Source organism: Streptomyces sp. AC555_RSS877 (genome assembly GCF_019049245.1).
GTDB lineage: Bacteria > Actinomycetota > Actinomycetes > Streptomycetales > Streptomycetaceae > Streptomyces.
Map to the genome: position 1 here is coordinate 68,723 of NZ_JAGMUK010000128.1, position 21,961 is coordinate 90,683.

Consider the following 21,961-nt stretch of genomic DNA (forward strand, 5'->3'; position numbering starts at 1 on the left):
CCCGGGTGGACCGCACCGTCCGGTGCACCGCCGCCAGGAGCCACCCGCACATCGCGTACGGCTCCCCAGGGCCGTACGGCGCGTACGGCCCGCAGACCGGAGAACCCGATGGACATAACCACGAAGAACACCCCAGCACCTCCCCCGACCGAGCCACAGACCGCGACCGAGCAGAAGCGCGCGGCCCGTGGCGCCACCCGACCCGGTGACCGGATCTTCCTCGGTCTGTCCCGCGGGTCGGGCATCCTGCTGCTGGTGATCATGGCCGCGATCGCGGTCTTCCTCACCTACCGTGCCTCCCTCGCGATCAGCAAGGACGAGGCCAACTTCCTCACCACCTTCGAGTGGAACGCCACCGCCATCCCGCCGAAGTTCGGCATCGCCGTCCTGGCCTTCGGCACGGTGGTCTCCTCGATCGTCGCCATGGTCATCGCGGTCCCGATCGCGGTGGCCATCGCGCTGTTCCTCTCGCACTACGCCCCGCGCAGGCTGAGCGGCCCCATCGCCTACGTGGTCGACCTGCTCGCCGCCGTGCCGTCCATCGTGTACGGCCTGTGGGGCGCGCTGATCCTCGTCCCGCACATGAACGGCCTCTTCGGCTGGCTGGACACCTACCTCGGCTGGACCGGCATCTTCTCCTGGGAGGGCGGCGCCCCCCGGTCGATGCTCACGGTCGGCATCCTGCTCGCGATCATGATCCTGCCGATCGTCACCAACGTGAGCCGCGAGGTGTTCCGCCAGGCCCCGCTGATGATCGAGGAGGCGGCCCTCGCCCTCGGCGCCACCCGCTGGGAGGTCATCCGCATGGCTGTCCTGCCCTTCGGCCGCTCCGGTGTGATCTCCGCCTCGATGCTCGGCCTCGGCCGCGCCCTCGGCGAGACGATGGCCGTCGCCACCGTGCTCTCGCCGACCTTCGACATCCAGTCCAGCCTGCTCGATCCGGGCGGCGGCACCTTCGCCCAGAACATCGCCAGCAAGTTCGGTGAGGCCACCGAGCAGGGCCGTGACGCGCTCATCGCCTCCGGCCTCGTCCTGTTCGTGATCACCCTGGTGGTCAACGGCGCGGCCCGCATGATCATCGCCCGCCGCAAGGAGTACTCGGGGGCCAACGCATGAGCACCGCACTCGCCGACAAGCACCCCAGCACCCTGCAGGGGGCCCGCCTCCCGAAGTGGTCCCCCTACGCCATCGCCGCCGGCTCCGTCGCCGTGGCGGTCGGCATCGGCCTGGCCGCCGGACTCCACAGCCGCGTCCAGTGGGGCCTGATCGCCGCGATCGTCTTCATCCTCGGTTCGTACGTCATCGCCGCCCGCGTCGAGGGCGTCCGTCAGGCCAAGGACCGCCTCGCGACCTCGCTGGTCTGGGTGGCCTTCCTGCTCGCCGTGGTGCCGCTGGTCTCCCTGGTCTGGGTGACCGTCGCGCGCGGCCTGAAGGTCCTCGACGTCTACTTCCTGACCCACTCCATGGGGGTCGTCGCCGACACCGAGCCGGGCGGCGGCATCTACGCCGCCATCCTCGGCAGCCTGGAGCAGGTCGGCCTCGCCACGCTGATCGGTGCGCCGATCGGCGTGCTCACCGCGATCTACCTGGTCGAGTACGGGCGCGGCAACCTCTCCCGGGCCATCACGTTCTTCGTCGACGTGATGACCGGTATCCCGTCGATCGTCGCCGGACTGTTCATCCTCAGTCTGATGCTTATGCTCGACTTGGAGCCGTTCGGCTTCGCCGGCTCGCTGGCGCTCGCGATCCTGATGATGCCGGTCGTCGTCCGCTCCACGGAGGAGATGCTCAAGCTCGTCCCGAACGAGCTGCGCGAGGCCTCCCTCGCGCTCGGCGTCCCGAAGTGGCGCACCATCCTGAAGGTGGTCCTGCCGACCTCCATCGGCGGCATCACCACCGGCATCATGCTGGCGATCGCCCGTATCGCCGGTGAGACCGCGCCGGTGCTGCTGCTGGTGTGGGGCAACCCGTTCATCAACGCCAACCCCTTCGAGGGGGCGCAGGCCTCGCTGCCGCTGTACATCTACCAGCAGTACGCGAACAGCGCGGGCTCCGGAGCGGCGTACGACCGTGCCTGGGCGGCGTCGCTGACCCTGATCGCCTTCGTGATGATCCTCAACCTGGGGGCCCGCGGCATCGCCCGCTGGAAGGCCCCGAAGACCGGTCGCTGACGCGGCCCCACGGCGACTGATCCTGGAAGTGAAGTAGACATGGCCAAGCGAATCGACGTAAGCGGACTGACCGCCTACTACAGCGCCCACAAGGCGATCGAGGACATCTCGATGACGGTCGAGCCCCGCTCGGTGACGGCCTTCATCGGCCCCTCCGGCTGCGGAAAGTCGACGTTCCTGCGCACGCTGAACCGGATGCACGAAGTCACCTCGGGCGGCCGCGTCGAGGGCAAGGTGCTCCTGGACGACGAGGACCTCTATGGTCACGGCATCGACCCGGTGTCGGTCCGCCGCGAGGTCGGCATGGTGTTCCAGCGTCCCAACCCCTTCCCCACGATGTCGATCTTCGACAACGTGGCGGCGGGCCTGCGCCTGAACGGCAACTACAAGAAGAGCGAGTTGCAGGACGTCGTCGAGAAGTCCCTCAAGGGCGCGAACCTGTGGAACGAGGTCAAGGACCGCCTCAACAAGCCGGGCTCGGGCCTCTCCGGCGGCCAGCAGCAGCGCCTGTGCATCGCGCGGGCGATCGCGGTGGAGCCGAACGTGCTCCTGATGGACGAGCCCTGCTCGGCGCTCGACCCGATCTCCACGCTCGCGATCGAGGACCTGATCGGCGAGCTGAAGGAACGCTTCACGATCGTCATCGTCACGCACAACATGCAGCAGGCGGCCCGCGTCTCCGACCGCACGGCCTTCTTCAACCTCGCGGCGGTCGGCCAGCCCGGCCGGCTGATCGAGATAGACGACACGGAGCGCATCTTCTCCAACCCGTCGGTCCAGGCCACGGAGGACTACATCTCCGGCCGCTTCGGCTGACCGACACCCCCCGATCCCCTCGCGGTGCTGCATGGCGGTGCCACCGCGAGGACGCAAAAGGGCCCGCCCCCCGGTTTCCGGGGGGCGGGCCCGTTCGTTCACCCGAGGTTCACGCCACGCCGTCGGCGTAGCCCGTCTTCCAGCCGCTGCAGGTGTTGTCCTGCACCACGCCGTTGTCCCGGATACAGACCTTGAAGTAGATCGTGGCCGACTCGGCGAAGTCCTGGTTGGACGTCACGCACTCCGCGAAGCCGTTGCCGTTGTACTTGGACTGGATGGTGCCGGAGCTGCCGACCTTCCAGTAGCCGATGACACCGGCGCCGTCGGTCGAGTTGTCACAGATGGCGAAGTAGTCGCCGTCCGTGTAGAAGTCGTTCGAGCCGGCCGCGGACACGTAGCCGCCCGCATTGACGGTGCTCGAGGTGTAGCGCTCGATCGCCGCCGACGCGGGCGAGGCCACGTAGAGCATGGTGGCGGTCGCGGCACCGACCGCGCCCGCGGCGGACAGCAGTCGCCTGGCAAGAATGGCCATGAGAATCCCCCGTCAAGTAGCTGAACACATGTTCATGGCACGTGTGGCCGCCATGATCCCAGAGGAGGGGCGAACGGACCGGGATTTTTTACAGGAACGCCAGATTCACCACACCGAACGCACACGCCGCAACAAGCGCCGCCGCCGGCATCGTGATGAACCAGCCCAGAATGATGTTCTTGGCGACACCCCACCGCACCGCGTTCACTCGCTTCGTGGCGCCGACGCCCATGATCGCGGAGGTGATGACGTGGGTGGTGGAGATGGGGGCGTGGAAGATGAACGCCGTGGTGAACATGATCGACGCGCCGGTGGTCTCGGCCGCGAACCCCTGCGGCGGGTCCAGCTCGATGATCTTCCGCCCGAGCGTGCGCATGATGCGCCAGCCGCCCGCGTAGGTACCGAGCGAGAGCATGAGCGCACAGGCGACCTTGACCCAGATCGGGATGGGATCGCCCGCCTGCTCGACATCCGCGATGACCAGGGCCATCACCACGATGCCCATCGTCTTCTGGGCGTCCTGGAGGCCGTGGCCGAGGGCCATGCCCGCCGCCGACACGGTCTGGGCTATGCGGAAGCCGCGCTTGGCCTTGTGCGGGTTGGACTTGCGGAACATCCACAGGATCGCGCACATCACCAGGTAACCGGCGATCAGACCGACGACCGGGGAGATGAACATGGGGATGACGACCTTCTCCAGGACGCCGGACCAGAGAACGTCGATACCGCCCGCGAGCGCCGCGCCCACCATGCCGCCGAACAGCGCGTGGGAGGAGGACGAGGGCAGACCGAAGTACCAGGTGACCAGGTTCCACACGATCGCGCCCACCAGGGCGGCGAACAGGATCCACATGCCCCGGTTGCCGTGCGGCGTCTCGATCAGGCCCTCGCTGACGGTCTTGGCGACCCCGCTGCCCATGAAGGCGCCGGCGAGGTTCATCACCGCGGCCATCGCGAGCGCCGCACGCGGTGTCAGCGCACGCGTGGACACGGATGTGGCGATGGCGTTGGCCGAGTCGTGGAAGCCGTTGGTGTAGGTGAATCCGAGCGCGACCCCGATGGTCACGATCAAGGCGAAGGTGTCCATGAAGGGGTCAGGACTCCTTGACCGCGATGGTCTCCACCGTGTTGGCCACGTGCTCGAAGGCGTCGGCGGCCTCTTCGAGCACGTCCACGATCTGCTTGAGTTTCAGCACCTCGATGGCCTCGTACTTGCCGTTGAAGAGCATGGCGAGCAGCTTGCGGTGGATCTGGTCGGCCTGGTTCTCCAGCCGGTTGACCTCGATCCAGTACTCGGTGAGGTTGTCCATGGTCCGCAGGTTCGGCATCGCCTCGGCGGTCAGCTCGGCGGCCCGGGCCAGCACCTCGATCTGCTGCTCGACGCCCTTGGGCAGTTCCTCCACGTTGTAGAGGACGACCAAATCGACGGCCTCCTCCATGAAGTCCATGATGTCGTCGAGGGACGACGCGAGGTTGTAGATGTCCTCACGGTCGAACGGCGTGATGAACGAGGAGTTCAGCTGGTGGAAGATCGCGTGCGTGGCATCGTCACCCGCGTGTTCCGCGGCCCGCATACGCTCTGCGATCTCGGCCCGGCCGGCGGTGTCCGCTCCGAGCAGTTCCATGAGGAGCTTCGAGCCCGTGACGATGTTGTCCGCGGATGCGGCGAACATGTCATAGAAGCTCGTCTCCCTGGGGGTCAGACGAAAGCGCACAAGGGGTCCTCGGGGTGCATCGGTTTCGGTCAGGCTGATGCTAGGTGCATCATCCGGCCACGGCTAATGGGCCGTCCACCAGTGTCGCCCATCAGGCAGAGTGTTCGACACGGGGGCCGCCTGCAGGCCACATACCCCGCAAAGTTCGGTACCATATACCCAGTAGGGGTATATGTCTGCCCATGATGTGGAGGACGCGATGACGACCACCGAGGCCGGCGCGGAAGCGCCCTCCGCCGCCGCGGAGCCGAAGCTCGTGACGGACCACGACCGCGGCGTGCACGGGTACCACAAGCAGAAGGACGAACACCTCAAGCGCCTGCGCCGCATCGAGGGCCAGATCAGGGGCCTTCAGCGGATGGTCGACGAGGACACCTACTGCATCGACATACTCACGCAGGTCTCCGCCTCCACCAAGGCCCTCCAGTCCTTCGCCCTGCAGCTCCTGGAGGAACACCTGCGCCACTGCGTCGCCGACGCGGCCGTCAAGGGCGGCGCTGAGGTCGACGCCAAGGTGGAAGAGGCGACCAAGGCGATCGCCCGCCTGCTGCGGACGTGACGGCTCGCCGCTGAAAACAGGACAGAGGGCAGGGGACTGGGGCGCCTCCGGCTAGGGCCTGTCCGGCGGATCATGCCGCAGACGCGGGGCCTGGCACGCCGATCTGCGGCGTTGTCGTCGGTTGCCGACTCCCCCACTCTCGACTTCGCTCGAGCGGTGGGACCCCCATCGCGTCGACGCCCTCCTCCGCCTTGCAGCTCGACGCACCAGGCCCCGCTCACCTGCGCCGATGAGGCGCCGCGGATGTCCTGCGACCTGATCCGCCGGACAGGCCCTAGTAGCCGAAGGCGTTCGCGCGTTCTTCGGCCACTTTCAGCACCTCGTCGATGCTCTCCAGGCTGAGCCGGTCCTCGTCGGCGGCCGAGGCCGCGATGATCAGCTCTCCGCACAGCTCGATCTCGGCGAGGGCCACGTGGTCCTGAACTGCCGTACCGCCGACCGGAGCCACGCGCATCACCTCTTCTCTGCCGTCACCGACTTCCTAGAGTAGGGAGCGGCACACACGCCGCGCATGGCACGGACGGGCTAGTCCTTGACGCCCGTCACGGGCCCGCGCCCCTGGCCGAACCCGCCCTCACTCCTCAGCGATCCTGCCCGTGTAGATGTCACCGGTGGCCGGCAGCCGTACGTCGGCGGCGATCCCGAAGTCGTACAGCAGCGTCGTGGAAGCGACCGCCACCGTCCCCTCCCGTTGCCCGTTCAGGAAGCTGAACCGGTGCCGGATCTTGCGGATGCGCCCTTCATCGTCGAGATAGACGTCGAACGGCACGCGCGCCGTGGCGAACCCTTTCGCCGCCGCCGCGAGCGGCCCCTTGTTCCCGGCGGACGCCTCGTGCGCCGCCCGCCGAAGATCCGCGACCCCCCGATAGTGCCGCACCGCCGCCCCCGCGACCTCGGTCTTTCCCACATACGTCGCCGTCCGCGTCCCGCGCAGCACCTCGGCGGCGGCGAACGGGTCCGTGGCCCCGCCGGTCACGAGGTTCCCGTCGGTCAGCGTGGCGGTGTCGACCCGCACCCACTTGTCGGCGGGCACCCCGGCGCCCCGGTTCTTCATGAACAGCGCCCCGGGAGCGAGCAGTTCGGTGATGGGCCGATGCCTGCTGGTGCCCGCCGGATCCTGCGGCAGCATCACCTTCAACCGCCCCAGCCGGCGCCGGTAGTCGTACACACCGTGGCCGCGAATGGTGACCCGGGTCCCGCCGGTGGCCATCTCCATGGACGTACGGGCCTTTGAACTCCCCGCGTCCACCAGGGTGTCGGCGGCCCGGTGCAAGGTCTCGACCGGATCCCCGGCCCGCGCGTCCGCGTCGAGAGCGGCACCGCTCCCGGAACACCCCACGGCCCCGAAGCAGACACCGGCCAAGACCCCCACCGCGACGACCACACGACCCACCCGACCGTGCTGCCGCTCCGCCATCGCCTTACCCCCAGCCGGTACGCCGTCACGGGCCCACTGTCGTTCCGCCTAACGACGAGCAGACGGGGGTCGTCACGCACGTACCAACCCTTTACCCGGCATGGGTAACGTTGTCGGCGTGGCGCAGCAGGACAGGATCCCCCCGCCCCCCGACCGAACGACCCACCGCACGACAACCGTCGAACAGGGCCGCTTCTGCACAGCCCACTGCACCTGCGGCTGGCGCGGCCCGGCCCGCAGAGCAAGAAGCTCAGCAAGAGCAGACGCGGAGGCCCACCTGCCCAACTGAACCAACCCCGTCAGCCTGCGGGCACCCGCGCCGTCGAGCTGCGGGCAGTCGTGCCGCTGGGGCGGCACGGGTGGGCGCAGCCGGCACCCCGCAACGCCGGGCTGCGCACCCACCCCCAGCGCCGGCCCCATGGAACCCCCACCCCCCATCCCCCGTCTCGTTCCGCGAAGGCCCGACGAAAGGCACAGGCAGGGACATGGAACGGCGCACACTCATCGCCGCCGGCGCAGCCGCCCTCACTGCCGCGGCCACAGCCTGCACGGCCGGCGACGCGGGCTCGGACAACGGGACATCGACGACAACCTCCCGCTCCCCCTCGCAACCCGCGTTCAAGTCGACCACCGCCACCACCCCCGCCACCTGGTCCGCCCTCGCCCGCACCCTCGACGGCCCCCTCGTCCGCCCCGGCGACACCGACTGGCCGGCGGCCCGCCAGCTGTACAACACCCGCTTCGACGCCCTGAAACCGGCCGCGGTCGCCTACGTCGCGCACCCCGACGACATCCGCACGGCCCTCTCCTACGCCCGAGCCCACACCCTCCACGTGGCGATCCGCAACGGCGGCCACTCCTACGCCGGCTGGTCCTCGGGCAACGGCCGCCTGATCATCGACGTCTCGAAACTCAACCGGGTCCGAGCAAGCGGCAACACGGCAGTCATCGGCGCCGGCGCCAAGCTGATCGACGTCTACCGCGCCCTCGCCGCGAAGGGCGTGACCATCCCGGCCGGCTCCTGCCCCACCGTCGGCGTCTCCGGTCTCGCCCTCGGCGGCGGCCACGGAGTCGTCTCCCGCGCCTACGGCCTGACCTGCGACAGCCTCACCCAGGCCACCCTGATCACCGCTGACGGCAGGCAGCTCACCGTGAACGCCACGGATCACAAGGACCTGTTCTGGGCCCTGCGAGGCGCGGGCAACGGCAACTTCGGCGTCGTGACGGAACTGCGCTTCAGGACCCACCCGGCCCCGCAGGCGGTGACGGCGTACCTGTCCTGGCCGTGGTCGAGGGCCGCGGCCGTCGTCCGGGCCTGGCAGGAGTGGGGCCCCAGCCAGCCGGACGAGATCTGGTCGTCCCTGCACCTGGCGGGAAGCTCCGGCGGCCACGCCACCGTCTCGGTCGCCGCCTTCTCCCTCGGCACGTACGGCGAACTCCAGAACGCGGTCGACCGCCTCGCGGACAAGGTGGGCGCCCCGGCAAGCAGCGTCGCCCTCCGCCGCCGTGGCTACGAGGAGGCGATGGAGATCTACGCGGGCTGCTCGTCCTTCTCGACGGACGCGATGTGCCACCTGCCCGGCGCGACCCCCGGCCGCTCCCCGCAGGGAGCCCTGGGCCGGGAGACCTACGCGGCAAGGTCCGACTTCTTCGACAGGTCGCTCTCCCCCGCCGCGGTCCAGACCCTCCTCAAACAGCTGAGGTCCGTCCGCGGTGGCTCGGGCAGCGTCGCGTTCACGGCCCTCGGCGGGGCCGTCAACCGCGTCTCCCCCACGGCGACGGCGTTCGTCCACCGCCGCTCCCGGATGCTGGCCCAGTACATCGCCTCCTGGCGGGCCGGCACGAACGGCTCGACCGCCGAGGCCTGGCTGACCGGGGCCCACACGGCGATGAAGCCGTACGCCTCGGGCGCGGCGTACCAGAACTACACGGACCCGACCCTCAAGGACTGGCGCAGGGCGTACTACGGCGATGCGGCGACCCGCCTGGCACAGCTGAAGAAGCAGTACGACCCGAACCGCTTCTTCACCTTTCCCCAGGCTCTTTAGATCACCGGAGCACCCGCAGCTACGCGGCCAGGTCCCGCTCCTCGGTCCCGGCCTCGCGCCGAGCTCCCGGAATCACCGCGTCCTGCCCGTCGTACGACCGCCCCCGCGCCCGGACCAGCCACCCGGCCCGCGGTGACCGCTCGACGGCCTTGACCACGGGCGTCAGCAGAGCCATGGCCACGGGTGAGAGCAGCAGCGCGACAGCCGTACCGAGCGCGAATCCGCCGACGACGTCGGTCGGATAGTGCACGCCCATGTAGATCCGGCAGAACCCTTCGAGCAGGGCGAGCCCGAGCCCGAAGAACCCGAACTTCCGGTTGGCGACGAAGAGCCCGACGCCCATGGCCATGGTGATGGTGGCGTGGTCGCTCACGAAGGAGTAGTCGGTCTTGCCGGAGACGAGGACGTCCAGCCCCTGATGGGTGAGGAAGGGCCGGGGCCGCTCCACGAATCCTCGTATCGGCACGTTCACCAGTACCGCGATGCCGGCGGCGAGCGGCGCCCAGATCAGGGCGGCCACGGACGACGCCGCGTCCTCACCGCCCCGCCGCCGCACGGACCACCAGCACCACACCACGAGCAGCACCATGGCGAGCAGCAGTCCGTACTCACCGACGTACTCCATGGCCCGGTCGAACCAGGCCGGCGCGTCCTTGGCGAGGCCGTTGATGTCGTACAGCAGATCGACGTCAGGGTTCGACCCGGATTCTGCGAGTCCAGCCATGGCGCACGGCCCCTTCGTCGTCTCTCCCGGCGCGCCCTTGCGCGCATCGCTGTTGCCCACCCCCGTGGTGTGTAGATCCGCATACGCCGACTGTGACGTCCGTCGTCCGCTCAGCTACGTCATCAGGAACGCACGACTCCCGTTGATACGTTCCACACTCCACCGAATGATCACTCAGACGTTATCGAAGAGAGACTCATCACTGCAGCTCAGGGGGCAGGTTCACGCTCGGTTCACACCGTTGTGGGCAGCGCTTTCGCGCCATCTTCGGTGACCCGGGTGGCTCCGAAGTAGTCAGGGGTGTCGATCGGGTCGAACCGGATCACAGCACCCGTTCTCGGCGCATCGATCATGTACCCGCCACCCACATAAATGCCCACATGCCGGATGGCCCGCGAGTTGGTCAGGTCGTCCGAGAAGAACACCAGGTCCCCGGGCAGCAGCTCGCTCCTGGCCGGATGCGGCCCCGCGTTGTACTGGTCGTTGGCGACCCGCGGCAGCGTGATCCCCACACTCTCGTACGCGGCCTGCGTCAGCCCCGAACAGTCGAACCGCCCGCCCTGCTCGGCGGTACCGGTACCGCCCCACAGATAGGGCGTGCCCAGCTTCTTCTGCGCGTAGTAGATGGCACCGGCGGCCTGCTTCGACGGATCGACCCGGCTGACGGGAGCGGCGAAGCTCTCCTCCAGGGTCGTGATCGTCTTCACGTAGTTCTGGGTCTCCTCGTACGGCGGCACGCCCCCGTACTTGATGACCGCGTAGGCCCCCGCGTTGTACGAGGCCAGCATGTTTTCGGTCAGATTCCCCGGGACGTCCTTCACGTACGAGGCGAGCGAGCAGTCGTAGGACGCGGCCGACGGAATCGCGTCATTCGGATCCCATACGTCCTTGTCGCCGTCCCCGTCGCCGTCGACTCCGTGCGTGGCCCAGGTCCCGGGGATGAACTGCGCTATCCCCTGGGCCGCCGCGTGGCTCTGGGCCTTGGGGTTGAATCCGCTCTCCTGGTAGAGCTGGGCGGCGAGCAGTGCCGGGTTGATGGCGGGGCACAGGTTGCCCCACTTCTGCACAAGGGACTGGTAGGCGGCCGGCACGGCCCCCTTGGCCAACGCCTTGGTGCCCCCGCTCACGCCGTTGACGAGGTTCCCGGCGACGACGTACACCCCGACGACGAGCAGCATCACGAAGCTGAGCCCCGCCGCGAGAGCGGCGCCCCCCACGATCCACGCCTTACGCACCGTCAACCGCCCCTCGGCCACTGGGAGTCCCGCGTCAGTCTAGGAGCTTCCCCCCGGGAATCCGGTGCAACCGACGCTCTCGTGGTCAGGGGGATCAATTGGACGCGGTCCCCCTCTCCGCTGCCCGGTACAACGAGGTGGCCTCGGCCCCAAGAACAACGCTGTACGAAACATCCGCCGTGGCCCCACCCCCCTCATGCCCGCCCAGAACCCCGACGACCTCCCCGTCCCCGTTCACCCACGGGCTGCCGCTGGTCCCACCACTGAAGCCGGGGCACTCGATGCGCTGCTGCGTACGGCTATGGACCGTCGGCTTGTTGACGCAGCGGACGGGCACCTCGCGGGAGTCGGGATACCCGGTGACGGTCACCGCGGTCGCCCCGGGAGCCACCCCGGCAACGAACCGATTCCCACCGCCGACCACGTCCTCCACGCCCTTGCCGTCCCGGTCGGCGAGGACCGCGAAGGCGACATCACTGTCCTCGTCCTGCCCTTCGGCCCACCCGCCGGGCAGAAACCGCCGCTCCACCCGCCACACCCCGTACGGCGCACGTCCGTCCCGGTACCCCGGCACGAACACGAGGTCGCGGGCACTCCCGTCGAGACAGTGCGCCGCGGTGACGAGGAGATCCCGATGCGGACTGTCCACGATGGACGCGGTACAGAAGTGCCGGCCCGCGGTGAACAGGGCCCCCACTCGAGCGGTCTGCGCGGTCGGGGCGGCCACGGCGGTCACATCGAAGGGGCCGGGACCGTCGTCGGCGGTCGCCTCGGAGGCAGAGGTGAAGGCGAGCAGGACAACGACGGCGTACAGGAAGGGGCGTGGCGTGCGCTTCATCGGAACCCAGCGTTCCGCATGAAGGTGAGAGAAGCGTCAAACGGGTGGGGGCATTGTGCCGTACACCGGGAAGCCGTCGGTGGTGATCTCGATGTCCAGAGGTTCAGGAAGCCGCACGACCTCTCCGAACTTCCCGGGCACCACGTCCCGGTAGGCGCCCTTGTCCGGGCTGGGTGTGCAAGGCCCAGGTGCGCCTGCGCGGGTCACCGTCCCTCCCGTGCCGCTGCTCAACCTTCGCCATGACACTCCGCCCACAGCAGCTTTCCGCCCTTCGACGCGCCCAGCTCCCGCAGCACGGAGACGCCGACCGAGTCCGCACAGGCCCGCACAAGGTGCAGACCGCGACCGTCCTCAGCGTCATACGGAGGGACGGCACCGGGCCCGTCCCCAACGCCGAATCCGGGCGGGACTCTCGTGTCGCTGTCCCATACGGCGACCCTCAGCCGGCCGGGTTCCATCGCGCGGAGGCGGAGGGCGTAGGGGCCGCGGGTGTGGAGGTGGGCGTTGGTGAGGAGTTCGGAGGCGAGGAGTTCCGCGGTGGGGGCGAGGGCGGTGAGGTCGTGGGCGGCTAGGACGGTACGGAGGGTTGCGCGGGCGATCCCCGGTGCGCGTGGATCGTGCGGTAGGTGAAGGGTGTAGGCCCAGGACGGGGATACGGTTGCCATGGAAGTCTCCGATCACTGAGGGGAGTTGGTGGCATGCGGATGGTTGCCGTCCAGTGACGATGCCGCCCCGTCGGGCGGTGTGCTTCTGGGCGAGGGCGCCGAGCTATAAACTAACGGAAGACGTCAAAGGTCTTATACGGATTCGGTGCAAGAACTGATAGACCACCCGTGTGGGTGACAAAGGGAGGCAGGGCACCCGTGAGAAGCAATCCGACGGGTCGTCAGCTCCGTCTGGGCGCCGAGCTGCGGAAGCTGCGCGAGCGTGCCGGCCTGACCTCAACGCAGGCCAGCCGCTTGCTCGGCGTACAGCAGAACCAGATCAGCAACGTGGAGGCCGGACGCGCAGGAGTGAGCCCAGAGCGAGTGCGCACCCTTGCCTGCCACTACGACTGCGGGGACAAGGCCTTTGTCGAGGCTCTCGGCGACATGGCGACCGAGCGGACCCGGGGCTGGTGGGAGGAGTACCGGGAGATCCTGCCTGCCGCCTTGCTGGACCTCGCCGAAGTCGAGCACCACGCAACCCGGCTACGCGCCGCCCTCACCGTGCACATCCCCGGCCTCTTCCAGACCACGGACTACGCCCGCGCGATCTTCCGCCAGGACGTGCCGGAGATGTCCCCTCCCGACATCGAGCACCGGATCTCCTTCCGCATGAAGCGGCAGACCGTCCTCTATCGGGACTCGCCGACACCTCACCACGCGATCATCCACGAGGCCGCGCTGCGCATGAGGTTCGGCGGCTCTGCTGTGACCCGGGCGCAACTGCGACACCTGCTGGACATGAGCGAGCGCGACCACATCACCGTCCGCGTGATCACGTTCGACGCCGCCACGCTTCCCGGATCGGGCCAGTCCTTCTACTACTCCACGGGATCGGTACCCCAGCTCGACACCGTTCACCTCGACCAGTCGCACGGCCCGGTCTTCCTCGACTCCGAGGCCCAACTCGACAAGTACCGCGTACTTCTCGACCGGATGGAGGCCGGCGCCCTCTCCCCCGGACAGTCGCGCGACTTCATCCACAAACTCGCCAAGGACCTGTGAGGAACACCAAGATGACACACCTCACCTGGCAGAAGTCGACCTACTGCGCCCAGGGCGACTCATGCGTGCACGTTGCCGAAGGAACCGAAACGATCCATCTCACCGAAAGCGCCGACCCCGGCGGGGTCATACTCGACGCCCACCCGGCCGCCTTCGACGCCCTCCTCGCCGTACTGAAGAAGGGAAGCCACCGTTGAGCGACATCCCCCCCGACCTCACCTGGACCCGAGCCGCCCCGCCGGAGGCAACCGGTCCCGGTCCCTGGATCGAGGTCGCCTTCGGCGAAGGAGACGACGGGGACGCCCCCGTCTACCTCCGTGAGACCAGCGCCCCGGACAACGTGGTCACCACCAACCGCCGCAAGTGGGACGCCTTCGTACTCGGCGTACAGGCGGGCGAGTTCGACCACTTCGTCGAGGGTCTGGAAGACAGTCCGCCGCACGCATAGAAGCCGCGTGTACGCGCTCCGGATCGACGCGCCCGAGCAGGAGGCCGCCCATGGTCGGCGGCGCTCGGGGCGCCGCCGGAATCACTCCGCGGGAGCGGATCCCTGGCCGGTCTCGGATTCTCACAGGTCGGAGAGGCTTGCGAGACGCGGCCTGCCGGTCGCCTTCAGCTGGCCCGAGCCGTTTTCGTCCGGGAGACGCGACAACTCGGCCTGCCTCGCCCTGGAACTGCGGTATCTCCCCCCGGCTTGAGCAGCCCGCCACTCGCCCCCACTGCTCCCACACGCCACCGACTCGATCATCTGTATCAATCGGCGCGTTGCATCCGCAACGCGGTTCTGGCCAAAAGCCGCTGCCTGGACCACTTTTGAGGCGGTGGTCGTGGGAGGGCAGAACTGTTGGGCGATCCCTTGCATCGGTGTCGGCAGTCGGCGAGATGGGAGGCGCGCGGTCGCGCCTCGCCTGTACGCCCGGTCAGGTCGGCGGCGAACGGTGAGTCGGCGGGCGACGGCCGCGTCCCCGCACCGCTCTGGCCTGCGGATTGTCATGGACGGAATCACATGCCGGGCGTACCGTGCCTCAGCACGCGTTCTTCCGCGGGCCATTCCGTTCTCTCGCCCGTGGGGACCCGCCGTCATGTCCGGATCCAGTGATCTCCGTCCTCGTCCCTTGCTGCCCGGCGGAGTGCCGCGCTCGTCGCGCGGCCTTCTGGTCGCGGTGTCGGCGGGGCTCGCTGTCGTCGCCCTCACCGATCTGTTCGCTGTGTTCGTCGGGGCCCGGGTCTACGCCCTCATCGACGAGGACGAGGGCTTCGTCACCGGTCCGCAGCAGGGACTGGATGCCGCGTACTCGCTGTATCAGACGGCCGGGAACGTCCAGGTACAGGTGTACCTGCCGTGCGCGATCCTCTTCGTCACCTGGTTCTTCCTGATGCGCCGCAGCGCCGGACTGCTGGCACCCGACCGATTCCGCAAGGGCGCCGGCTGGGCCATCGGGGGCTGGCTCATCCCGCTGGCGAACTTCTGGATCCCGTACCGCGTCGCCGTCGACATGTGGGGAGCCGCCACACCGCTGCCGGACGACGGCGAGCCGTACCGATCATCGATCTGGCCGGTGAATCTGTGGTGGGGACTGTTCGTCTCCAGCACATTGTTCGACCGGTACGCCGAATCGCGCTACGCCGACGCCGAGAGCATCGCCGAAATCCGTACCGCGGTGATGCAGTACATGGCGGCCGAATCCTGGGCCTCGCCGCCGCGACGGCCGCGGTGTACTTCGCCGTACGGCTGACGGCCATGCATCGGCTGAAGACGACCGAGGGGCCGTATGGGACGGCCGTGCGGAAGCCTGCGTCGAAGTAGGTCGGAGCAAGTCGAGGTGAGTCGATCTCGCTGAAGGCAAGCTATGCGCTCGGCCGGCCTCCCGAGCCACACGCTCCAACCGGCTTCGATGGTTCTTCTCGGCGACCTGATCCACCACCTGGTCCACGGCCTCAAGCCCCGCTGAGCCCGCCGGCCCCCGCCGGAAGCTGTGCACCGGCTGTGCCCCGGGTCAAGCCGCGGCCATCTCCCCGCCATCACGCGGCCATTGATCAGCAATCACCCAACCCCCTTCAGTAAGGCGGAAGTCAGGATTCCGCAGCCCATCTTGTTGTCACGTACTCAACAAGCAACAGTCGTCGGCGGGCCGCCGCCCGCCGCCGGGGACCACGTACCGGCGGCATCAGCACCCGCACTGCCCCTGTCAACCACTCTCAGGAGGCTGTACGTTGCGTACGACACCGCCCAACCCCCCCGCCGCGCGCCGCAGATGGACCCGCAGCGCATCCGCCGCCGTGGCCACCGCCGCGCTCGTGCTCGCCGGACTCGGCACCGCGGCCGCCCAGGCGAACGCCACCCCCGAAGCCACCACCGCCGCCAAGACCACCTCCTCCAAGGTCACCTGGTCGGCCACCCCCTGCGCCACGCCCAAGAAAAAGGGCGAACTGGCCTGTAACTCCCTGCGCGTCACCGGCGGCCTCACCGCCTTCCAGAAGCAGCAGGCGACAAAGGACGGCGTCACCCCGAAGGCCGCCGACGCCACCAGCCCCTCCGGCTACGGCCCCTCGAACCTCCAGTCCGCCTACGGCCTGACCTCCGCCGCCGCCTCCAAGGGTTCCGGCGAGACCATCGCGATCGTCGACGCCTACGACGACCCGAACGCCGAGGCCGACCTCGCGAAGTACCGCTCGTACTACGGCCTCACCTCCTGCACCACCGCCAACGGCTGCTTCAAGAAGGTCGGCCAGACCGGTTCCACGACCTCGCTGCCCGCCGCCGACAGCGGCTGGGCCGAGGAGATCTCCCTCGACCTCGACATGGCCAGCGCCACCTGCCCGAACTGCAGCATCACGCTCGTCGAGGCGACCTCCGCCAGCATGGCCGACCTCGGCACCTCCGTGAACGAGGCCGTCAAGCTCGGCGCCAGGTTCGTCTCCAACAGCTACGGCGGCTCGGAGTCCTCGTCGGACACGTCGTACGACTCCTCGTACTTCAACCACCCCGGAGTCGCCATCACCGTCAGCGCCGGCGACTCCGCCTACGGCGCCGAATACCCGGCCGCCTCCAAGTACGTCACCTCCGTCGGCGGCACCAAGCTCGCCACCTCCTCCACCACCCGCGGCTGGACCGAGAGCGTGTGGAAGACCAGCACCACCGAGGGCACCGGCTCCGGCTGCTCCAAGTACGACGCCAAGCCGAGCTGGCAGACCGACACCGGCTGCACCAAGCGCATGATCTCGGACGTGTCGGCCGTCGCCGACCCGGCGACCGGCGTTTCGGTCTACGACTCCTACGGCATCACCGCCGGCTGGTACACCTTCGGCGGCACCAGCGCCTCCTCGCCCATCATCGCGGGCGTCTACGCCCTCGCCGGCACGCCGTCCAGCAGCTCCTACCCGGCCCAGTTCCCGTACAAGGCCGCCGGCACCTCGGCGCTCAACGACGTGACCTCCGGCAACAACGGCAGCTGCTCCACGAGCTACTTCTGCACCGCCGGCTCCGGCTACGACGGACCGACCGGCTGGGGCACCCCGGAGGGCACCGGCGCCTTCACCGGCTGACTCACCGTCATCAGATCGCGCCGGACCGGGCCGTGGGGGCCCACCGGCGGCATGGGGACGAACGGGCCGCGGCATCCCGCCGCGGCCCGTTCGCCATGAGAACATTCTTCCCGACCACTCACCCGACTGGCCGTCACCCACCGCGTCCGGTCGCGAATAGGGGTCAACGACGGAACCACACGACAGGTTCCGCTCAGGCCTCATTGCCCGGCGTGACCTGCCGTGATACACAGAGTGACGATACGATTCCTCGTATACCGTCCCGCACCCGTCCGAGGGACCGTCGCGGGCCGGTGACAAGGTATTCGTATGAAAACCGCCAACCGATGACGCCAAGTCGACATACGACAGCGACATTGTCGGCGAGAATGATGCCTGACCTCTGCGTCCGTGCAGGGGACGCAGACTACCCACCAGGGGCGGTGACTTACATGCTCTTTGCGGCCGACGAGGGAGACATCAACACCATCATCGGGGGGATCGCTCCGGACTGGGGCCCCTTCGGCAGCCTGGGCAACGAGGCGAAGGTGATGATCGAGGTCGTGATGGCGGTGGCCATCCTGCTCTGCCTCGGAATCGCCATCTGGGGCGCGGCCAAACAGCGCATCGGCGCCACCGCCCTGCGGGACACCTTCAGCGCGGAACAGGGCAAAGGCCTCATCATCGCGGGCCTCACCGGAGTCTTCATCATCGGCTCCCTCGGCACGCTCTTCACCATCGTGTACGGCATGGCCGTGTAGGCACGGCGTCCGGTCGACGCACCTCCACTCCGGCCGGGCGCGCCCGGTTTCCCCCTACCCCACCCGTCCGTCGTGCCCACCGGCTGAGGTTGCGTTTCCCTGATGTCGAGTCACCACACCGCGCCCGCGCGGGAACCAGCACGGCTACCGTCGTACTCCTACGTGTTTCCGCACGACGTCGAGGGGGCGTACGCGGCATGACTCTCGGGGACGACCACGAGGCGGGTGCCTCCGGCGGCTACGGCGGTACCGGCCAGACCCGCACCACCCGCCTGCCCGACCGCGACCACGACGTCTACGGCGGCGCGCGAAGAGGCGGCCGCTCCTCCTCCCGGAGCCTGGTCACGGTCGTCGGCGTCATCGTCCTCCTCATCGCAGCGATCGCCTTCGCGAACCGCGGAGGAGACAATTCCGCATCCACGGACGACGCGGCCTCCCAGCCGGAGGCCGCGTCGACGGCGGCGAGCGGAAGCCGTCCGGTGACCAAGAAGGCGGGCGGGATTCCGACGGGCTTCGCACACGACGAGCAGGGTGCGCAGAGTGCGGCGACGAATTACGCGGTGGCCCTGGGCTCGACAGGCATGTTCAACAAGGCCACGCGGCACTCCATCGTGGACGGCATCTACACACCCACCGCGGCTGCGAAGCTGCAGAGCGCCATGGATCAGGCGTATTCGGCTGACTTCCTCAGCAAGATGGGCCTCGACGTGAACGGCAGCGCCCCCAAGGGAAGCACGTTCGTATCCCGCACGGTTCCGGTGGGCGCCAAGGTCGAGCAGTTCAGCGACACCAAGGCCAAGGTGGCGGTCTGGTACATGGGCCTCATCGGCATGTCCGGCCAAGGTTCCACCGACCCGGTCAGCTCGACGTGGAAGACCTGGACCTTCGACCTGCAATGGGCCGACGGGGACTGGAAGATCAACGCGGACACCCAGACGGACGGACCCGCGCCGGTCCCAGGAGACGACAGGGCCGCCAGCTCGGACGAAATCAGCAAGGCCATCGAGGAGTACGGAGGGTTCACGTATGCCCGGTAACCCGAGTCGCGTACTCAAGCTCACCGGCCTGCTGGCCGCCGTACAGACAACCGTCGTCCTGCTGGCCACCCGCGCCGTCGCGGCACCTACGCCTACGCCTACGACGAGCGACAACCCCTGCGACCTCCTGATCGGCCCCGCCAAGAAGTACTGCGAAAACGGCAAGGGCACCGACCGTTCCGGCGGCACCTCCACCCTCGACCCCACCAGCACCCTCGACCCCCTCTCCTCCCTCGCCAAAGGCTGCGCCGACGCCGCCGCCTGGACCGTCGACAAGCTCAGCGAAGCCGTGAAAGAGACCGCGAACGTCGACTTCACGAACGCGAAGTTCCTCCAGCAGTACGCCGTCGTCTTCGCCGCGTCGACGATCCTCACGCTTCTGCTGTGGCTGCTGGCCGTGGCCAAGCGAGCCGTCAGGGGCGTGCCCGTCACGACCGCCATCTCCGAGGCGATCGGGTTCCTCTGGCTGACCGTCCTGGCGTCCGCCTTCACGCCCCTGATCCTCTACACGGTCGTATCGGCGACGGACGGCGTCTCAGAGGTCCTCGCGAAGACCACCGGCGATCAGACCGACACCTTCTTCGGCACGTTCTCCGGCGCCCTCAGCAAGGGCGAGGACATCGGCGGCGGCCCCATCATGCTGATCGTCGTGTCGCTGGTCAGCATCCTGGCCGCCGGCGTGCTGTGGCTGGAGCTGGTCATCAGGGCCGCGCTCCTCTACGTCGGCGCCCTCCTCGGCACCGTCGTCTACGCCGGCCTGGTCGACAAGAACCTGTGGGGCCACGTCCGCCGCTGGGCGGGCATCATGATCGCCGTCATCCTCGTCAAACCGGTCATCGTCATCGTGCTCGGTCTGGCCGGCGCGCTCTCCGCGGAGGACGGCCCCGACGCCTTCTCCGCCGTCGTCTCCGGCCTCGCCATCATCCTGCTCGCGATCTTCGCCAGCGCGATGATCTACCGTTTCGTCCCCGGCTTCGGCGACGAGATCGCGAACTCCCGCAGCAACCGCATCATGCAGGGCGCGGAGGGCAAGGCGGCGGCCGCCATCAGCTCTCCCGCCACCCTCGTCGCCCAGGGCATCAAAACGCACAGCGCCCGCGCCGACAACGGCGGCGGCGGGGGCAACTCCGGCGGTGCCCGCCCGAGCAACCCCGTATCCGGCGGGGTCGCCGCGCACAGCACCCGCACACCGAACGGAGGCGGCGGATCTGTCCCCTCCGCCGCACCCGCTCCCCGCGCCGGCAGCCCGGTGAACACCCCGCACGCCAGCAACACACGCAACAGCAGTACCAACCGCACGGGAGGTGAAGGGCGTTGACGACCGAGTCCCACGTGTCCCATCCGGTCACGCCCCGCCGTACATATCTGATCGGCCGCGCCCGGCCGAACGCGATCGTCGGCAGGAATCGTGAGACCGGCGAGATCGCGCTCATCATCGGCGGCGCGTTCCTCGGCATGATGTGCGGTCTCCTCGTCCCGGTACTGACCCTGCGCATCGTGCTGCTGATGGGCTTCCCCATGCTCGCGCTGGCGGCGGTCTACGTGCCGTACAAGCGCCGCACCTTCTACAAGTGGTTCGAGATCAACCGCAGCTACAAGCGCACCCTCAAGCAGGGCACCACCTACCGCTCCGGCGTGATGGAGGCCGGCACCCACCTCGACGGCCGTGAGGTGGAGATCGGCGCGCCGCCCGGCATCGGCCGCATCAACTGGCTGGCCGCCCCGTTCGGCCCCGACGAGATCGCCGTACTGCTGCACGCGGACCGCCGCACGGTCACCGCCGCGATCGAGATCGAGGGGCCCGGCGTCGGCCTGCGCGACTCCGAGGACCAGGAATCCCTCGTCGACCGCTTCGGCACCCTCCTCAAGCACGTGGCCAACGGCGACGGCTTCGTCACGCGGCTCCAGATGCTCGCCCGCACCCTGCCCGCCGACCCGGACGCCCACGCCAAGGACGTCGCCATGCGCGGCGACGAGAAGTCGCTGGGCTGGCTGCAGCAGTCGTACGACCAACTGCAGTCCATGGTGTCCACGAGCAGCGAGCAGCACCGCGCCTACATGGTCGCCTGCATGCACTACACCCGCGAACTCGCCGCCGAGGCCCAGGCCATGGCCCGCGCCGCACGCCCGCACGGCGGCCGCAAGCTGGACCGGGACGCGGGCCTCGCGGTCGTCATGGCCCGCGAGCTGACCGACATCTGCTCGCGCCTCCAGGAGGCCGACATCCGGGTCCGGCAGCCGCTGGGCCAGGGCCGCCTCGCCTCGCTCATCCACTCCATGTACGACCCCGACCACCCGATCGACCACATCCAGGCGATGACCCAGCGCAACGCCTGGCCGGCCGAACTGGACGCCATGGATCCCAACTTCCTCCAGGCGAAGACCCGGGAGTCCTCGACCCGCGCCCCCTGGTGCCACGCCACGGCGTGGGTGAAGGAGTGGCCGATGACCCCGGTCGGCGTCAACTTCCTCGCGCCGCTCCTCGTCCACACCCCGGACGTCATCCGAACGGTCGCCGTGACGATGGATCTCGAGCCGACCGAGGTAGCCATTGAACGCATGCTGACCGAGAAGACCAACGACGAGGCCGAGGCCTCCCGCGCCGCCAAGATGAACCGCACCGTCGACCCGCGCGACATCGCCGCCCACAACCGCCTCGACCAGCGGGGAGAAGACCTCGCGAGCGGCGCGGCCGGCGTCAACCTGGTCGGCTACATCACCGTCTCCTCCCGCACTCCCGAGGCCCTGGCCCGCGACAAGCGGACCATCCGGGCCTCGGCCGGAAAGTCGTACCTGAAGCTGGAGTGGTGCGATCGCGAGCACCATCGCGCCTTCGTGAACACCCTTCCGTTCGCCACCGGCATTCGAAGGTAG

General features: G+C 68.7%; 24 protein-coding genes. 15 read left to right on the forward strand and 9 right to left on the reverse strand.

Annotated elements, in window-relative coordinates; genetic code table 11:
* The first annotated feature begins 108 nt into the window (after positions 1–108).
* The 3 genes from pstC to pstB are packed head-to-tail and all read left to right on the forward strand — an operon-like array spanning position 109 to position 2,987.
* Positions 109–1,116, forward strand: coding sequence for a phosphate ABC transporter permease subunit PstC (gene pstC, locus KUM49_RS37420; RefSeq protein WP_217241425.1), 1,008 nt, complete (start codon positions 109–111; stop codon positions 1,114–1,116).
* Positions 1,113–2,171 carry a phosphate ABC transporter permease PstA gene (pstA, locus tag KUM49_RS37425; protein WP_217241426.1) on the forward strand — a complete coding sequence of 353 codons (1,059 nt, stop codon included), beginning with the start codon at positions 1,113–1,115 and terminating at the stop codon, positions 2,169–2,171. Before pstC ends, pstA begins: the two co-directional genes overlap by 4 nt.
* A gap of 39 nt (positions 2,172–2,210) precedes the next feature.
* Positions 2,211–2,987, forward strand: coding sequence for a phosphate ABC transporter ATP-binding protein PstB (gene pstB, locus KUM49_RS37430; RefSeq protein ID WP_217241427.1), 777 nt, complete (start codon positions 2,211–2,213; stop codon positions 2,985–2,987).
* Positions 2,988–3,096: 109 nt separating this feature from the next.
* Here the strand turns inward: pstB and KUM49_RS37435 are convergent, their stop codons facing one another.
* From KUM49_RS37435 to KUM49_RS37445, 3 genes are all read right to left on the reverse strand, one after another.
* Complete coding sequence (locus KUM49_RS37435; protein ID WP_217241428.1) at positions 3,097–3,519, reverse strand: hypothetical protein; 423 nt, start codon at positions 3,517–3,519, stop codon at positions 3,097–3,099.
* An 88-nt stretch (positions 3,520–3,607) separates the two neighbouring features.
* Complete coding sequence (locus KUM49_RS37440) at positions 3,608–4,606, reverse strand: inorganic phosphate transporter (RefSeq protein WP_217241429.1); 999 nt, start codon at positions 4,604–4,606, stop codon at positions 3,608–3,610.
* A 7-nt stretch (positions 4,607–4,613) separates the two neighbouring features.
* Positions 4,614–5,234 carry a DUF47 domain-containing protein gene (locus KUM49_RS37445; protein ID WP_030043659.1) on the reverse strand — a complete coding sequence of 207 codons (621 nt, stop codon included), beginning with the start codon at positions 5,232–5,234 and terminating at the stop codon, positions 4,614–4,616.
* 199 nt (positions 5,235–5,433) lie between these two features.
* Here KUM49_RS37445 and KUM49_RS37450 point away from each other — a divergent pair, with 199 nt between their 5' ends.
* On the forward strand, positions 5,434–5,793 hold the full coding sequence (locus KUM49_RS37450) for a metal-sensitive transcriptional regulator (RefSeq protein WP_217241430.1): 360 nt from the start codon (positions 5,434–5,436) through the stop codon (positions 5,791–5,793).
* A 274-nt stretch (positions 5,794–6,067) separates the two neighbouring features.
* On the opposite strand, the gene KUM49_RS37455 is transcribed toward KUM49_RS37450, so the two are convergent.
* Positions 6,068–6,247, reverse strand: coding sequence for a hypothetical protein (locus KUM49_RS37455; protein WP_217241431.1), 180 nt, complete (start codon positions 6,245–6,247; stop codon positions 6,068–6,070).
* Between the two features lie 120 nt (positions 6,248–6,367).
* On the reverse strand, positions 6,368–7,210 hold the full coding sequence (locus KUM49_RS37460) for a hypothetical protein (RefSeq protein ID WP_217241432.1): 843 nt from the start codon (positions 7,208–7,210) through the stop codon (positions 6,368–6,370).
* Between the two features lie 100 nt (positions 7,211–7,310).
* Here KUM49_RS37460 and KUM49_RS49095 point away from each other — a divergent pair, with 100 nt between their 5' ends.
* Together KUM49_RS49095 and KUM49_RS37465 are read left to right on the forward strand one after the other, a co-directional pair.
* Positions 7,311–7,499: a hypothetical protein gene (locus tag KUM49_RS49095; RefSeq protein ID WP_254402374.1), complete on the forward strand. Its 189-nt coding sequence runs from the start codon at positions 7,311–7,313 to the stop codon at positions 7,497–7,499.
* Positions 7,500–7,695: 196 nt separating this feature from the next.
* Positions 7,696–9,258, forward strand: coding sequence for an FAD-binding oxidoreductase (locus KUM49_RS37465; RefSeq protein ID WP_217241433.1), 1,563 nt, complete (start codon positions 7,696–7,698; stop codon positions 9,256–9,258).
* A 19-nt stretch (positions 9,259–9,277) separates the two neighbouring features.
* On the opposite strand, the gene KUM49_RS37470 is transcribed toward KUM49_RS37465, so the two are convergent.
* From KUM49_RS37470 to KUM49_RS37485, 4 genes are all read right to left on the reverse strand, one after another.
* Positions 9,278–9,982, reverse strand: coding sequence for a phosphatase PAP2 family protein (locus KUM49_RS37470; RefSeq protein ID WP_217241434.1), 705 nt, complete (start codon positions 9,980–9,982; stop codon positions 9,278–9,280).
* A gap of 233 nt (positions 9,983–10,215) precedes the next feature.
* Positions 10,216–11,160 carry an NlpC/P60 family protein gene (locus KUM49_RS37475; protein WP_374200248.1) on the reverse strand — a complete coding sequence of 315 codons (945 nt, stop codon included), beginning with the start codon at positions 11,158–11,160 and terminating at the stop codon, positions 10,216–10,218.
* A gap of 151 nt (positions 11,161–11,311) precedes the next feature.
* Positions 11,312–12,055, reverse strand: a complete 744-nt coding sequence (locus tag KUM49_RS37480) for a serine protease (protein WP_217241436.1) — start codon at positions 12,053–12,055, stop codon at positions 11,312–11,314.
* Between the two features lie 227 nt (positions 12,056–12,282).
* Positions 12,283–12,720 carry an ATP-binding protein gene (locus KUM49_RS37485; RefSeq protein ID WP_217241437.1) on the reverse strand — a complete coding sequence of 146 codons (438 nt, stop codon included), beginning with the start codon at positions 12,718–12,720 and terminating at the stop codon, positions 12,283–12,285.
* 198 nt (positions 12,721–12,918) lie between these two features.
* Between KUM49_RS37485 and KUM49_RS37490 the strand changes: the two genes are divergently transcribed.
* The 9 genes from KUM49_RS37490 (at position 12,919) to KUM49_RS37530 (ending at position 21,961) form a co-directional block, all read left to right on the forward strand.
* Complete coding sequence (locus KUM49_RS37490; protein WP_217241438.1) at positions 12,919–13,764, forward strand: helix-turn-helix transcriptional regulator; 846 nt, start codon at positions 12,919–12,921, stop codon at positions 13,762–13,764.
* 11 nt (positions 13,765–13,775) lie between these two features.
* Positions 13,776–13,961 (forward strand): DUF397 domain-containing protein, encoded by a 186-nt coding sequence (locus KUM49_RS37495; RefSeq protein ID WP_217241439.1) that lies wholly within the window; start codon positions 13,776–13,778, stop codon positions 13,959–13,961.
* The gene (locus KUM49_RS37500; protein ID WP_217241440.1) at positions 13,958–14,212 is read left to right on the forward strand and encodes a DUF397 domain-containing protein; all 255 of its coding nucleotides are present in this window, start codon (positions 13,958–13,960) and stop codon (positions 14,210–14,212) included. Before KUM49_RS37495 ends, KUM49_RS37500 begins: the two co-directional genes overlap by 4 nt.
* A 634-nt stretch (positions 14,213–14,846) precedes the next feature.
* Positions 14,847–15,500: a DUF4328 domain-containing protein gene (locus KUM49_RS37505; RefSeq protein ID WP_254402376.1), complete on the forward strand. Its 654-nt coding sequence runs from the start codon at positions 14,847–14,849 to the stop codon at positions 15,498–15,500.
* 478 nt (positions 15,501–15,978) lie between these two features.
* Entirely contained in the window at positions 15,979–17,310 is a 1,332-nt protein-coding gene (locus KUM49_RS37510) for a S53 family peptidase (RefSeq protein WP_217241441.1), read from the forward strand.
* Positions 17,311–17,741: 431 nt separating this feature from the next.
* On the forward strand, positions 17,742–18,050 hold the full coding sequence (locus KUM49_RS37515; protein ID WP_019526682.1) for a hypothetical protein: 309 nt from the start codon (positions 17,742–17,744) through the stop codon (positions 18,048–18,050).
* Positions 18,051–18,247: 197 nt separating this feature from the next.
* Positions 18,248–19,087 carry a hypothetical protein gene (locus KUM49_RS37520; protein ID WP_217241442.1) on the forward strand — a complete coding sequence of 280 codons (840 nt, stop codon included), beginning with the start codon at positions 18,248–18,250 and terminating at the stop codon, positions 19,085–19,087.
* Positions 19,077–20,405 carry a hypothetical protein gene (locus KUM49_RS37525; protein WP_217241443.1) on the forward strand — a complete coding sequence of 443 codons (1,329 nt, stop codon included), beginning with the start codon at positions 19,077–19,079 and terminating at the stop codon, positions 20,403–20,405. Before KUM49_RS37520 ends, KUM49_RS37525 begins: the two co-directional genes overlap by 11 nt.
* Positions 20,402–21,961, forward strand: a complete 1,560-nt coding sequence (locus tag KUM49_RS37530; protein ID WP_217241444.1) for an SCO6880 family protein — start codon at positions 20,402–20,404, stop codon at positions 21,959–21,961. The genes KUM49_RS37525 and KUM49_RS37530 overlap by 4 nt, the downstream gene beginning before the upstream one ends.

Excerpts from the sequence above, each read along its gene's own strand:
- KUM49_RS37460 (WP_217241432.1), bottom strand. The coding sequence starts at position 7,210 with ATGGCGGAGCGGCAGCACGGTCGGGTGGGTCGTGTGGTCGTCGCGGTG.
- KUM49_RS37515 (WP_019526682.1), top strand. The coding sequence starts at position 17,742 with ATGCTCTTTGCGGCCGACGAGGGAGACATCAACACCATCATCGGGGGG.
- pstB (WP_217241427.1), top strand. The coding sequence starts at position 2,211 with ATGGCCAAGCGAATCGACGTAAGCGGACTGACCGCCTACTACAGCGCC.
- KUM49_RS37475 (WP_374200248.1), bottom strand. The coding sequence starts at position 11,160 with ATGCTGCTCGTCGTCGGGGTGTACGTCGTCGCCGGGAACCTCGTCAAC.
- KUM49_RS49095 (WP_254402374.1), top strand. The coding sequence starts at position 7,311 with ATGGGTAACGTTGTCGGCGTGGCGCAGCAGGACAGGATCCCCCCGCCC.
- KUM49_RS37485 (WP_217241437.1), bottom strand. The coding sequence starts at position 12,720 with ATGGCAACCGTATCCCCGTCCTGGGCCTACACCCTTCACCTACCGCAC.
- KUM49_RS37525 (WP_217241443.1), top strand. The coding sequence starts at position 19,077 with ATGCCCGGTAACCCGAGTCGCGTACTCAAGCTCACCGGCCTGCTGGCC.
- KUM49_RS37465 (WP_217241433.1), top strand. The coding sequence starts at position 7,696 with ATGGAACGGCGCACACTCATCGCCGCCGGCGCAGCCGCCCTCACTGCC.
- KUM49_RS37505 (WP_254402376.1), top strand. The coding sequence starts at position 14,847 with ATGTCCGGATCCAGTGATCTCCGTCCTCGTCCCTTGCTGCCCGGCGGA.
- KUM49_RS37440 (WP_217241429.1), bottom strand. The coding sequence starts at position 4,606 with ATGGACACCTTCGCCTTGATCGTGACCATCGGGGTCGCGCTCGGATTC.
- KUM49_RS37480 (WP_217241436.1), bottom strand. The coding sequence starts at position 12,055 with ATGAAGCGCACGCCACGCCCCTTCCTGTACGCCGTCGTTGTCCTGCTC.
- KUM49_RS37455 (WP_217241431.1), bottom strand. The coding sequence starts at position 6,247 with ATGCGCGTGGCTCCGGTCGGCGGTACGGCAGTTCAGGACCACGTGGCC.
- pstC (WP_217241425.1), top strand. The coding sequence starts at position 109 with ATGGACATAACCACGAAGAACACCCCAGCACCTCCCCCGACCGAGCCA.
- KUM49_RS37470 (WP_217241434.1), bottom strand. The coding sequence starts at position 9,982 with ATGGCTGGACTCGCAGAATCCGGGTCGAACCCTGACGTCGATCTGCTG.
- KUM49_RS37495 (WP_217241439.1), top strand. The coding sequence starts at position 13,776 with ATGACACACCTCACCTGGCAGAAGTCGACCTACTGCGCCCAGGGCGAC.
- KUM49_RS37450 (WP_217241430.1), top strand. The coding sequence starts at position 5,434 with ATGACGACCACCGAGGCCGGCGCGGAAGCGCCCTCCGCCGCCGCGGAG.
- KUM49_RS37520 (WP_217241442.1), top strand. The coding sequence starts at position 18,248 with ATGACTCTCGGGGACGACCACGAGGCGGGTGCCTCCGGCGGCTACGGC.
- pstA (WP_217241426.1), top strand. The coding sequence starts at position 1,113 with ATGAGCACCGCACTCGCCGACAAGCACCCCAGCACCCTGCAGGGGGCC.
- KUM49_RS37435 (WP_217241428.1), bottom strand. The coding sequence starts at position 3,519 with ATGGCCATTCTTGCCAGGCGACTGCTGTCCGCCGCGGGCGCGGTCGGT.